The organism is Parabacteroides gordonii MS-1 = DSM 23371 (genome assembly GCF_000969825.1).
GTDB classification, from domain to species: domain Bacteria; phylum Bacteroidota; class Bacteroidia; order Bacteroidales; family Tannerellaceae; genus Parabacteroides; species Parabacteroides gordonii.
In genome coordinates this window covers 3,228,652-3,242,782 of the sequence record NZ_KQ033919.1, presented here as the reverse complement: position 1 = coordinate 3,242,782, position 14,131 = coordinate 3,228,652, and the positions used below count along the sequence as shown (strand labels likewise).

Genomic DNA, 14,131 nt, shown 5'->3' with positions numbered 1-14,131 from the left:
TGTTTTTGCTCTTCACAGAGATCGAACAGAAGAACTTTATTTCATTACTTTAGTATTAATACGACCGCTTGTTCGCCCTCACGGGGTAATTGGTTGATTCTTGTCCGATATCACCGCGCAGTCAAATTTAAATTTATTGATTATAAATAGTTTCTTATTTTACGATTGCCTTAACAGCAGCTTCGCCTTCAACGGCTACTACAACTACACCAGCAGGAGCAGCGATTTCAGCCTTATCAGAAGAAAGAACTGTGTTAGCAATTGTCTGGCCAAGAACGTTGCTGATAACTACTTTCTTGTCGGCAGCACCCATGATTGTTACGGTACCTTCGCCAGCGATAACTGTTACTTCAGAAGCATTGATGTTTTCGTTAGCAACAGGAGCTGATGATTCAGCAGCCAGATCAAACTTGTCACCGGCTTCGTAACCCTTAGCAACAACTACTACACCGTTGATGTTCTTTAAATAACCGTTGTTAGATACATCCGGGCGTTTACCATTAGCTACATAAGCATCATAATCATAGTAACCTGTCTGGATCTTGAATGAACCGTCTGATTCATGGTTGATCGGGTTGATATACTGGAAGGCAAACTTAGCTGTATTGAAAGCACTTGTACTCAAGTCGATCACGTCAGATGTTTTTCCACTCTTCTTATAGTTCTTGTCAGTGATATACAGTTTATCGCCTGTGCGGAAACCATATACGAAACCTAACTTAGCAAAGTTTTCACCTGCTTCACCTACATTAATATACTTGTTAGTGTGGATAGCACCCTTCGTGTAAGCAATATAAGCAGTATCAACCAGGTTAACCAGGAAGCGACCATAAGTTGTATCCGGATGAACTGTCGGGTGACCCGGGATAGTACATTCCTGTTCAGGTACATACTTCGGATTAACAACCAACAGATACTGGTAGCGGCTGTTGTGGCCACGGTTCACATAAGCAGTATCGACATACAAAGCAGGAGCCATGTCTTTCAACTGAGCTTTATTACCCAGGTTCAGGAATTCACCGTTTTCATACATCTGATCATATTCATTTTCCTGACGGAAGATACGGATCGTATCACCCATGTTCTTCAAGCGATATTCAGGAGCAGCAACCAACTGAAGGTCGAACAGGTCGTTAGAATTTACTTGTTCGTAAGCAGCTTCAACTTCCACAGCACCCTGTTTAGTTGTTGTTGCGCCATACAACTTCTTACCCAAGTCTATCTCAAACGATTTGTTAGTATTCTGTGATACACCAACCAGGTTATACAAACCATTCTGTTTTTCTTTCAGGATGAAACGGTAAGCAGCATTCAGATCTTTGGAAGTTGAATAACTCTTAGAGTCCTTATCGCAAATCATAGACAGGATATCCAAAGTCTGAGGATTTTCGTAAGTCAGATATTCGTCGTTAGCAGCATTCTGTAAAGCGTAGCTGATGATAGCCAGCGTGTCGCTGTAAGTCTGATATCTTCCCTTAGCATCATAGTAACCCACCTGAGAGATCTGATAGATTGAATCTGTCGGAGTTTTCAATGTACCGAATGAGCCATAAGTAGCTTTTGCTGTCAGCGGAACCAGTTTCCATGTTGCAGCGCCTTCCAATTCTTTAGTCAGCCCCAGCAGGTGTTTGCCTGAATGGTTTTCTGTAACGTAGAAGTTAGTTTCTTCTGTTGAAGCTACAGCCAGACGATATTGATTATCTTGTACATCCAATGCTTTGAAGTTAGCGTAACCGTCCATCTGAACAGTGTTGTTATCCAATTCTGAAGCAGCAGAAGGAGTGATAACCAATGTATCGCGTGAAGAAGTTGAGAATCCGAACGGATTGCGATCGGTATAGCTTACAGCATACTTGTCGTTACCCAATGAATACATATTTGCCACTTTAACTATTTGTTTCTGTGATTCACGGTTTGTGAATGTAAACGCATAAGCCTCAGATTTCTTAGTTGCAGTATTCTTTACACCGTTTGTAGCAGTTACAGCCCATTGTCCTTCCGGTTTGTTGAATAAGAACTTGCTAGCCTGTACAGCAGCAACATCACCATCTTCACCCATAGCCAACACTTTATTGTTTACTTTGGCATTTTTAGAGATGAATGTAATATTTACATACTTATAGTTCAACGGATTGTTAGCTTCATCTGTTGTTAAAACAAATGCATCGCTACCAAAGGATGCGTAAACTAATACACCAACCTGAGACGGTAAAGTCTTACCTGCAGACAGGAAGTAACCTTCGTCATTATTATATGAAATAACCCGATAAGTATTTGTGTTAGTAGCAGGAGCTACACCCTTTACTTCAATAGAGCTGATTGCATTCTGATCTGCAGCACTATGATTGACAGAGAAAGTATAAGCGATCTGTTTTCTTACATCGTAAGCAGCATCACCAGATTTAGAGTTCATGATAGTCTTCATATCATCTTCAGAAATCGTCTGGAATTTGAAACCACCATTTACTCCGTTGAATTCAGTGATACCTTCAACCGACCATTTTTCTTTCTGATTCAGGTTCAGCACGATGATACCTTCGTCGTTTGCCAACATATAAGAAGTTACAACGTCAGTAGACTTATAAGATTCAAATCCGGTAACTTTGCTACCATCCATCTTTGGCTTAACAACTTTCAGCTTACCCAGGAACGGATTACCCTGTAAGTCAGTTACGCCATCTTTCTTATTTGACAAGGTCATTGTGAAACCATCACCTAACTTTGCTACCAAAGCACCGGCTTCATAAGCGGTTGAGGCGGCTTTGTGGAAAGAGAACGCTACAATATTTGTTGCAGTAGCAAATTCACTTGCACCATAACTACCACCAGTATAAGTTATTACTTTCTTGCCAGTTTCGTCAAGCAAATAATACAACAGACCATTGCCATCAACTGCAGGAACTTCTTTTACGATAAATTTCTGAATATTAGCCAAATCAAGAATTTCACCATCAGCATTCACAAAACGATAAACATTACCATCTGAGTTAACAGCTTCTGCAGTCCAATATGCAGCATTTCCTGCAGCAGCATCTGCCAAAGCAACTCCGGCTGTTTTAGAAATATACTTATCCGCTACATTATTGCTAGATCTATGAATCATAAATGTTTCACCAGCAGCAAAGGCTACAGATGCATCTTTATATAAAGCATCTGCAGTAATATTGGAAGTCAGTGCACCATCACTTGCTGCAATAACATTAGATGTCAAAAAGTTAGTACCAACTTTCTCTCCACTTACATACAAATTAGTACCAGCTTTTTCAACCTTAGCACCAGTAGAACCTAATGTAACAGTTGCAGCTGAACTAATGCCAGCAACTTTAACAGCAGGATCAGAAGCCAAAGAAATAACTCCGTCAGCATCTACATTCCACATGTATTGATCAGGGGTATAACCTAGAATCAGTAATTCTTTATAAGTACCGCAATCTACCAGATCAGCCTTTCCATCAGCTTTAACAACCAGATACTTATTAGCACCAATGGTGATAGGAGTAGGTTCTGATGTCTCAGTCAATACAGGAGTAGTTACCATGTAGAAGTAAGCAACTGCTTCTGATGCCTTATTAGCATCTGCTCCTTGCGAAAGATCTAAGTAATTTGATCCATCATCCGTGATTTTAATACCGTCTAAATCTCCGCTTCCGGCAGCTAACGTCTGCAGAACTCCTGCAGAAGCGTTAAAAGACCAAGTTCCTGTTGAACCTTTCAACCCACCAGTACCTGTTTGTTTCCATATCAATTTTGTTTTAGAAGTCCCAATTGTCCAAAGACTATTAGATGACTCTATATTAGCATTAGAAACTTGTTCGAATGCTAAATTACCACCACTTACAGTCAATACATTTATCGGATCTCCATTTGTCGGGAGTTTTTGTGCTGCAATAATCACGTTTTGATTATCAGCTACATCCCCACCTTTCACCAACACCACACCGGCCTCTGCCGTGAATGTTGCACCGGCAGCCAGGAAGACTGCCATAAGCGTAGAAAACTTTTTGTTCATAATCTTTAAAATTAATTGTTTATAAATTAGAGTAAAAAAACTAACAACTAATTTTACGGAGGGTGAGAATATCCTCGCGAATGATTATGAACAGGCATAAAAAAGACGCGAACGTATTGCTCATTATCAACTCTAAGGCATCTGGAAAAGCCCCGTATGGTGATAATGAAACAATAGCCCGCGCCTATACGATATAATATAATCCACCACAAAGGTAGATAAACTCATACGTAGTCAGCGCAAGCATTTACTGTCCATTATTCCCCCATACTTAAAATTTTCCAGATTTTTAGAGTAGGAATAATCTTCGTAAAATACTTACAATATGTAATTGATACCGTATATCGCAAGCCTCTGCTCGCTACGGAATCTGTTGCAAAGGTAAAGAGGTTTTTCGAATCAGCAAGGAAAAATGCTCCTAATTTTCCGAAATAGGAGTATTATCGGACGAAACAACACGATTTATGCAACGTATTACCTGGTTTGGCGAATAAACACCAACCAGCCCAAGAGGCGTAAGCCGTCTACGAGATGGCATTAAACTTACAGCCATTCGCATCCGGAAGGATCGTTGACTGGTAAATTACTGGTCTTTAGAAGATAAAAATGCCATATATTGTAATACTGTTGTGTCATAATATATGGTACTCTAGTGTCATAATATATGATAATTCAGTATCACAATATATGATACAGTAATATTACCAATCCGGGTTGATCTGTCTTGTCCTGAAATAGGTTCAGTTAATAGTGTAATCCTTAAATAGGTTATCATTGAAATACTAACTCCTTGTTCTCAAAACCTCCATATCAACCTATTCTACACCTGTGTCTCGACGATGCTTATATCCGAGCTTCGAGAGCGTCAAGAGCCGGATACAAAGCGATATCTGTCGTCATATATCTGATAATTAGATATATATCACATGTAAAAAGACCGGCATGTATCCGGTTTCAGGACGAGACAGTGATAGTAGGGTGATAGATGAGTGATAGTTAAAATCGGCAACTATCACTGTTGCGAGCCTTGATTATAACGGTATTAAATGGACTAGTGATAGTATGATAGTTGTTTCTCTAAATATACTTAGTAAGTATTGTAGACTCACCTTTTTCTATCCTTTTAGTATATTAAAAAATATTAGTCGCGATACTAATTCATTTTACCCGCTATATTAATCCCAATTAGTCGCTATACTAGTATCATTTTGTCAAATCATCATCCGTCTGTGCGTTTCCGAACCCTATTCGTGCGGATATGCACAGAGAAAGAAATCCGAGAACCAAACAACATCGTAATAAACAAGCATTTACAACATTGGCACAGCTTTTGTTTTCTTCTTATCAAATTAAATATCTATTACTCATGATTAGAACAGTAGCATTAGAGAAAATTTTCCGCACAGAAGAAGTGGAAACATGGGCTTTGAACAAGGTGAATATTGAAGTGAAAGAGGGAGAGTTTGTAGCGATTATGGGGCCTTCCGGTTGCGGTAAGTCTACGCTGCTGAACATTCTGGGACTGCTGGACAACCCTACGGCCGGTGAATATTATCTGAACGGAACCGAAGTCTCCGGTTTTACCGAAGCGCAACGCACCAAATTACGCAAAGGGATTATCGGGTTCGTATTCCAGAGTTTCAACCTGATCGACGAACTGAACGTATACGAAAATATTGAACTTCCCCTGCTCTATATGGGTGTTTCGGCTTCCGAAAGAAAACAAAAAGTACGGGAAGCGATGGAGCGTATGGCTATCGTTCACCGGGAGAAGCATTTCCCTCAACAGCTATCCGGCGGTCAGCAACAGCGTGTTGCCATTGCCCGCGCCGTCGTTGCCAACCCGAAACTGATCCTTGCCGATGAGCCTACCGGTAACCTGGATAGTAAAAACGGGCAGGAAGTAATGAATCTGCTTAGCGAACTCAATAAAGAAGGAACTACCATCGTAATGGTAACCCACAGCCAGCACGATGCAGGGTATGCGTCACGCATCATTAATTTATTCGACGGGCAGGTGGTTACAGAAACCGTCGTTTAAATCAGGAGAACCGTTTTAAACAGAAAAAATGCATTGAATAGATAAAAAGCGTTATTTTATTACGAAAAAATCGTAATTATTATGATTAACAGAATTATATTCATATATTTCAGTCCGATTCGGTGAATATTTAATTCTAATTCCATTGATATGAAACAAACAATTACATCACTTATTGTTTTCTTCTGCTGCACGATGTTGCAGGCAAAAGAACGGATAGTCGAACTTCCGGCATTCAACGCATGGAGTTCCACTTCTATCGAAGTACAGAAAATCGTACTGAACGACACGGCAACGATCGTATATATCGACGCTTTTTATCGTCCCAACAACTGGATAAAAATTGCCAAAGACAGTTATCTGCAGGCGGACGGGAAACAATACAAAATCCTGTCGGGCATCGGTATGGAACTGGATAAAGAAATATGGATGCCTGAATCGGGTACCTATTCTTTCCAGATGATCTTCCCGCCGCTACCTGAAAATACGGCGACTGTCGATTTCTCCGAAGGAGATTTCGAGGGGTCATTCAGTATCTGGGGCATCCACCTGGACGGCAAACCGGCTTACTCTCCCCTTGCCGGAAAAAAGAACCCGAAGGAAGCGCCTGTATTGGAAACTCCCGAACTTAAAACCGGTATAGCTACACTGAAAGGCCATATTGCCGGTTTCATCCCGGAAATGAAATTGCAGGGAGCTACATGGACATACAATCCGGTGACCGGTGATGTGGATGAAAATAAAATCATCGTGGATAAGAACGGAGATTTCACCCTGGAAATTCCCCTTAACCATATCTCTGTGGTCAATGTATCAGCCAGCTTTATGCAGGTTCCGGTCTACCTGAAACCGGGAGAAACGACTTCCGTGGAGATAAACTTCCCGGAAATATGCCGTGCACAATCCAAATTGCAGAAAGATAAACCGTCGTTAGGCGAGAAATATTATTTCAGCGGGGCTTTGGCTGCCTTAAATAATGAAGCTTGCAACAGTCCGTTGCGCTATCTCCCGGTCAATATCAATTCGCAGGAAGAATATGAACAGATGTTCAAGGATGTTGCCGGTATGAATATCGACCAGTACAAACAATACTGGCTAGATCGCAGGGAGAAAGGGATCAAAGAGCTGGATAAATATCCGGAAATCAGCGATGCATATCGTAAAATTCTATTAATAAATGCAGATATAGAAACATCCACACAATTAATGGGATATTATGTGCTGGAGTACGCCTATCGAAGAGCCAACAATATTCCACGTGACTCGGCTGCCGTAGGATTTGTACAGCCGGTTATCACGGCCGGATACTACGATTTCATTCCCCGGCTTGTTCCAAACGATCCTATCGGATTGTATGCTTCTAATTACAGCTATATATTAAGGAGCCTTCAATATGCCAATATCTCCGGGCAACCGACTCCGGAAGGGGCTAAAGAAGCACCGGACAACACCGCTGACCTTGCCAAATTAATGGGCACGGACAAAGGTATTCTGTTCGACCTGATCGCTTCTCAGAAACTGGCACGCCCCATCCAGGAGTTCAAGCCGTTAACCGACGAGGAACTGGCTCAGGCCGGAAAGATTTCTCCTGTCATTAAAGAGGTGCTCACAACGATGAACGACAAACTCAAACAGACGATTGAAGAGAACAAAAAGAAATCCGGCTACACGGTCGACCGGGTAAACATAGCCGATATCCCTGCCGAAGAGTTGTTCAACGCCATCACGACTCCTTATCGCGGAAAAGTGGTATTCGTCGACTTCTGGGCAACATGGTGCGGCCCTTGCCGTATGGCTATGGAGCAATCGGAGCCGGTGAAGAAAGAGTTTGAAGGGAAAGAGGTCGTATTCCTCTATCTTGCCGCCGAAAACTCTCCGAAAGGAGCCTGGGAGCAAATGATCCCCGACATCAAAGGCGATCATTACCGCGTCACTTCCGACCAATGGGATTACTGGGGAAAGAAGTTCGGTATCCAGGGCGTACCTTCCTACATGGTACTAGCCAAAGACGGAACCCCGGTTCATTTCCAGGTCGGTTTCATGGGAGTAAACAGGATGAAGGAGATGATCGAGGAGCAATTGAAGAAATAAAATTCAGAATATAGCACTTAATGAAGGCGGAGTACCGGTAAAGGTCTCCGCTTTTTTTGTGGTAAAATCAAAAAGTCGTAATATTGCATATCATAAACATAACACACGTAATCGATCTTATGAGGTATCTTAAACAATTGGGATTTTTTATTTGTCTGAGTGCTTATTGTACACTTTCTGCACAGGAAGCAAAAAAGGCAATGACATTCGAGGAGATGGTTAGCTGGAAACGGATCACCGAACAATCTATTTCGCATGATGGCAAATGGGTAGCCTGCAAAATGGAACCCTGGAGAGGAGACGCCAGCATACTGGTTTATAACGCTAAAGGAGAAATGACAGCCTCTTTCCGTCCGGCAGGACATGCTGAATTTTCAGCATCTTCCCGCTATCTGCTGGTCACAAAAAAGCCGGAACTGGAAAAAGTAGAGGCCTTAAAACTGAAAAAGGCCAAAGAAGAAGAGATGCCTGCAGACGAACTGATCATCTTCAACCTTCCCGATAAGAAAGAGACGATCGACTCTTTAAAATCATACAAACTCTCTGAAACCGCAGACTGGATCGCCTATAAAAGAAACAGTAAATCAGATACCGTATTGCACGTCCGCTCACTGGACAGACTCAAAGAGGCGATAATAGCTGACGTAAAAGAGTTTGGTTTCGCTAAAAAAGGAAATATCTTATATTATACAACAGACTCCACCTTATCCACCTTCACTCCCGACAAAGGCCGCTCGTTGATCTTTGAAGGAAAAGGAGTTATCAAAAAAGTTTCTTTCGATGAAACAGGTAACAAAATAGCTTTTCTGCATAGCCCCGATAAAGATTCTACAGCCACACAATGTACCCTTTATCTATCGGAAAATAATGCACCTGCCCGCCAGATCGCAGACCGGGAACAAAGTTTTATCCCTGCCGGCTGGGTGATCAGCGAAAATGGCGACCTTCGTTTCTCGGAGAATGCACAACGTCTTTTCTTCGGTACAGCCCCGGCTCCCCAACAAAAGGACACGACCGTATTGGCCGATAATCGTCCCGATGTACAGATATGGAAATGGGATGAAGCCGTACAATATACCCAACAGGTGTTCAACAAGGAAAAGGATCTGAAAAAGTCCTATGCCGCTGTATATAACATTCCCGAAAACAAGCTGATTCAGTTGGCTGACAAAGAAATTCCGACTCTTCAGACTGCTACGGAAGGCAACGCATCCATAGCATTGTTATCGACCAATCTGCCCTACGCAACAGAACAGATGTGGGAAGGCAGAAGCCGCTACGATATTTATACAGTCAACCTCGAAACCGGTGACCGCCAGCAAATCAAAAAAGCGACCAATACCCATATGCTTCTCTCCCCGAAAGGCGCTTATGCTTACTGGTATTGTGCACAAGACAGCTCCTGGTATACACGTTCTATGAGTGATGGTAAAGAATATCGTCTGACGACTCCCGCTTCATTTACAGCCTGGGATGAGGATAATGACGTGCCTGACTATCCGTCACCTCACGGGCTGGCCGGATGGACTGCCAACGACCAATATCTATTGATCTATGACCGGTATGATATCTGGAAATTCGATCCTACGGCTCAGACATCCCCCGTCAACCTTACTCTGAACGGACGCAAAGAACAGTTATCATACCGACTGGTTAAGCTGGATAAGGAGAAGAAGTTCATCAATCTGACTGAACCTCAATTACTGCTGGCTTTCAACGAGAAGACAAAAGGCTCGGGATATTACAGCACACACCTTTCTGCTCCTGCCGTGCCTAAAACATTACTGGCCGGAAACTTCATGCTTAAAACTCCGGTAAAGGCAAAAGATGCCAATGCCGTCATTTATACATCCGAGACATTTGAACAGTACCCGGACATCCGCCTGTCAGACCTGGCTTTCAAGAAATCTGTCCGGTTAACAAACGGGGGCGAACAACAAGCCGACATAAACTGGGGCACAGCAGAACCGGTATCATGGATATCACTGGATGGGATACCCCTAGAAGGGGTTGTCTACAAACCGGAAAACTTCGATCCGAACAAGAAATACCCGGTTATCGTGAATTTCTACGAGCGTAATTCGGAAACCCTTTATGCTTACCACATGCCGGAACCTCATCGTTCAACGATCGATTATCATTTCTATACCAGTAACGGATATATCATTTTCAATCCGGATGTACGTTATGTAGACGGGTATCCCGGAGAAAGTTGCTATAACTGCGTTATGCCGGGTATCACTTCACTGATCGCCAAAGGATATGTTGATGAAAAAGCAATCGGCGCCCAGGGGCATAGTTGGGGCGGATATCAGGTTGCTTACCTGGCGACCCGCACAAGCCTGTTCTCTGCTATCGAGTCAGGTGCACCGGTCGTTAACATGTTCAGTGCATACGGTGGTATCCGCTGGGGATCGGGACTGAACCGTTCTTTCCAGTATGAACACGGACAGAGCCGTATTGGCGGTACACCGTGGGATTCACCGCTGCAATATATGGAAAACTCTCCTTTGTTCAATATGGATAAGGTGGAAACTCCGATCCTGATCATGCACAACGATAACGACGGTCATGTGCCTTGGTATCAGGGTATCGAGTACTTCATCGCACTCAAACGCCTGCAGAAACCGGTATGGATGCTAAACTATCCGGGAGAGATCCACTGGCCGATGCGGCTGGCAAACCGTATCGATTTCCAGAAACGTATGTTCCAGTTCTTCCAGCATTATCTGAACAAACAGCCAATGCCCCAATGGATGAGTGAAGGCGTTCCCGCTGTCGATCAGGAATTCAAGTTGGGTTACTGATAAGAACACTTCTTTTATATTACAAAGATATAATGATTAGAAAAATCTTTATATCTTTGTAATATAGATATATGAACGAAATGAAAACAACAGGAAACATATTAAGCATACAAGTGGATATTCCTCAGTCGGAAGTCTCTGTATTCGAGTTTCTGGCAAAAAAAATGGGGTGGAAAATTCGTTCTGAAAAGAAAGAAGCGGAAGAAGAAGTAAAGATTGAAGAAGAGAAAAAGCTGTTTTTCACTAATTCAAAACGTTCTATGGCAAAGCATATAGAAAAATACTTATCTGAATGAAAGTCCATCAGAGAGACATAATAGAAGTAAACTATCTTTTTCCGGACGGGACAACCAAACCTCACATGGCTATTGTTGTCTCAAATGACGAACTACAGGAAACTGAAGATTTCTTCTACATTGCAATGATTTCATCTAAAAATTATAATCCTCAATATACATATCCTTTAGATAATGAAATGTTGACGAAACCTCTATCTAAAAAGAGTTATGTAATATGCCAACTGATCGGAGGATATACTGAGCGGGATGTCGTAAAGATTTGTAGCCGCATTAAGAGCCCGGCCTTTCAGGAAGTAATAGAAAAGATCAAGCAAACAATATTTTAAAGACCTTTGTCCACATCTGTTATCAACAGGTTTATCAACAAAGTTATCAACAGGGTAATACACAGATACACAAACAAAAAGACCATATTTTACTATCCATTCGTAAACAAACGATAAAATCGTATTTAATAATCACCATTCAATAAATAATTCTTATTTTTGAACCAATCAATTTAATACCTGATATCATGAAAACATATCCCGTCCTGATTTGTCTTTGTGCAGCATGGATCAGCATACTGAGCAGTTGTAAAGGAAAAGAAGATAAAAGTGTCCCTTCGTTCACTCCTCCTAAATACAGCGGAAAGGTAGATCTATCCGCAGCCCCGGCCAATATAGATGTAGCAGAGGCGCTCGACAAATCTACAACACCTCTGAAGCTAAGCCAGATCGCTTCACAAATAGATTATTACATCGTTGGAGATGGGAACTATACGATTACACAAGCTATCGCCGTGCCGGACAGTGATGCTTTTATCACATTCAACAATCCCCGGATCTATTACCGGAAAGCCGGAATTCCCAGCAAGCGTTATGGCTTCAAAGCTTTAGTTTATAAGTGGAATAATGATGTGAACGGGCATAATCTGTTTTACGACAAAAAGACCACCCGGATGTATTGTGCTTTAAGCGGCAGGGATCAAAATAACAAGGAAAGCCTGGAGCTTTTCGATCCGCAAATCGGAGCATTACCTCCGTTGGATACAATGCTGACTATCGACCGGTATATTTTCCCAGAAATTTTGGAGGAGAAATATACCGTCAACCTGAGAAACGACAAGCTACTGGGCTTCTCTTCCAACGGCTACATGTTAAGTCATTATGAAGACTCCTGCGGTATCCCCACCAGCATGATGACCTTTAATCCGGCAGGAGAAACACTCTGCAAGTTTGATTTAAAGGGTAAATCCTCTTTATCCCGGGAGCAGACGGATAATATTCCTTTTTTCCAGACCTCTTACTGGAACGACACGCAAGACCGGATGACTTTTATGATCCCGTTCTGCGACACCGTATATCAACTTCGCGATCCGCAAACAGTCGTACCATTATACGCTATCAATTTAGGGAAACATGGCATTTTCGCTGACTATGAGGTTGGAAAAGAAATAAAAGACGGTAAAATATGGCTTCGTACCTTATACGAAAACCCGAAAGGGTTATTCATGGGAATGTACCAGAAGAACGGGCCAAAGATTTTATCCTGGCTGAATTTCGAATACGAATACAAACCGACACTGAGTTATCAGGCTGTTTATCTGAAAGAAGAAGGAAAAACATATATCCTCCCCAAGAGAGAGAAAGGATTCATCAACGATCTGGATGGCGGATTTACTTTCTGGCCGGACGGTCAGACGGATGAATACCTGTACATGATCCTCACATTAACTGAAATGAGGCTTAATGTGAAACGAACCGGCTCTCCACAGCAGCAGAAACTGATCGATATGCTCGATAACAAAAGAATAAAGGAAAATCAGTATGTGATGATCGTTGTTAAATAGACCGTTCTTTACAGGTTGTATTTCTTCATCTTATTATAAAGCGTCTGGCGGCTGATATTCAGCTGCTGGGCGCAAAGGGTAAGGTTGCCTTTCTTCTCGGCAAGCACTTCGCTGATGAACTGTTTTTCCATTTCGTCCAATGTCACAGGGCGGGAAACCGGAGTTGCTGAGTCTTCTATATAAAAATCATCGGCATCCAATAAGGAAGCATTGGAAAGTAATACCGCCCGTTCAATCGTTTGTTGCAAAGCGGCCAAATCGCCGTTGAGCATCATTGCCGACAGTTTTTGCAGAGCTTCAGGCGTGATGCCCGGAAAAGGTTTACCGTAGGCCGTCGCATATTTGCGCAGAAGGGAATTGACAAGTAAGACAACTACGGAATCTGTTTCTTCCGAAGGGAACCCGGAATCCTTCCGAAAGGAATTTTGTTTTCTCCCGGAACGGGCTTTCCAGGCAGCAAGGACGGTCGAGAGCAGTTTCTCGTTATCCCACGGCTTCACAACGAAATCGGCAGCCCCTCTTTTCAGGGAAGCGACGGCCAGTTCGATATCGCCAAAAGCAGTGATCAGGATCACTGCCGGAGGGTTTGGGCGTTCGTGGATACGATCCAGCCAAAACAGTCCTTCTCCCCCGCTCTGCTTGCCTGTCCCAAAATTCATATCCAGCAAAACGACATCCACGTCATCTTCCCGGAGCAAAGCAGGCAACAAGGTCGGTTGCGAGGTACAAACCACCGTTCGGAACTCGCGCGAAAGGATCATCCGCAACGTTTTAAGCACCGCTTCGTTATCGTCTACCACTATTATCTTTCCGTCTATCATAACCGGAGCAAAGATAAAAGGATAATCCGTTATTCTATTTCCAAAGAGAAAAAACTTTCAGCAGACAACCTGCGCCGAACGGAGCAGATGATGCTTTCCGAGGCGAGCATACTATCTGCTCCGGTCGGAGCAGGCTCCATGTAGAGAAGCACTGTCCAATTATTAGACGTTTCGCATCGGCAACCGGATTATTTTCTCTTATTCTTTGCCTTACAAACGAAAAGAGAATAGT

Annotated in this window: 8 protein-coding genes; 6 read left to right on the top strand and 2 right to left on the bottom strand. The window is 42.6% G+C overall.

The features are described from left to right. Window positions 1-154: 154 nt before the first annotated feature. A complete protein-coding gene (locus tag HMPREF1536_RS12240) occupies window positions 155-4,009 on the bottom strand; it encodes a DUF6383 domain-containing protein (protein ID WP_028729916.1) in 3,855 nt (1,284 codons plus the stop codon). A 1,366-nt stretch (window positions 4,010-5,375) separates the two neighbouring features. On the opposite strand from HMPREF1536_RS12240, the gene HMPREF1536_RS12235 reads away from it, so the two are divergent. From HMPREF1536_RS12235 to HMPREF1536_RS12210, 6 genes are all read left to right on the top strand, one after another. After that, a complete protein-coding gene (locus HMPREF1536_RS12235; protein ID WP_028729917.1) occupies window positions 5,376-6,050 on the top strand; it encodes an ABC transporter ATP-binding protein in 675 nt (224 codons plus the stop codon). A gap of 150 nt (window positions 6,051-6,200) precedes the next feature. Further along, window positions 6,201-8,141: a TlpA family protein disulfide reductase gene (locus HMPREF1536_RS12230; protein ID WP_028729918.1), complete on the top strand. Its 1,941-nt coding sequence runs from the start codon at window positions 6,201-6,203 to the stop codon at window positions 8,139-8,141. A gap of 119 nt (window positions 8,142-8,260) precedes the next feature. Further along, window positions 8,261-10,948 (top strand): alpha/beta hydrolase family protein, encoded by a 2,688-nt coding sequence (locus HMPREF1536_RS12225; RefSeq protein ID WP_028729919.1) that lies wholly within the window; start codon window positions 8,261-8,263, stop codon window positions 10,946-10,948. 71 nt (window positions 10,949-11,019) lie between these two features. After that, on the top strand, window positions 11,020-11,244 hold the full coding sequence (locus HMPREF1536_RS12220; protein WP_028729920.1) for a hypothetical protein: 225 nt from the start codon (window positions 11,020-11,022) through the stop codon (window positions 11,242-11,244). Then, window positions 11,241-11,573 (top strand): type II toxin-antitoxin system PemK/MazF family toxin, encoded by a 333-nt coding sequence (locus HMPREF1536_RS12215; RefSeq protein ID WP_028729921.1) that lies wholly within the window; start codon window positions 11,241-11,243, stop codon window positions 11,571-11,573. The genes HMPREF1536_RS12220 and HMPREF1536_RS12215 overlap by 4 nt, the downstream gene beginning before the upstream one ends. A gap of 188 nt (window positions 11,574-11,761) precedes the next feature. Next, window positions 11,762-13,078: a DUF4933 domain-containing protein gene (locus HMPREF1536_RS12210; RefSeq protein WP_028729922.1), complete on the top strand. Its 1,317-nt coding sequence runs from the start codon at window positions 11,762-11,764 to the stop codon at window positions 13,076-13,078. An 8-nt stretch (window positions 13,079-13,086) separates the two neighbouring features. On the opposite strand, the gene HMPREF1536_RS12205 is transcribed toward HMPREF1536_RS12210, so the two are convergent. Further along, window positions 13,087-13,899, bottom strand: coding sequence for a response regulator (locus HMPREF1536_RS12205; protein WP_028729923.1), 813 nt, complete (start codon window positions 13,897-13,899; stop codon window positions 13,087-13,089). Between the last annotated feature and the right edge of the window lie 232 nt (window positions 13,900-14,131).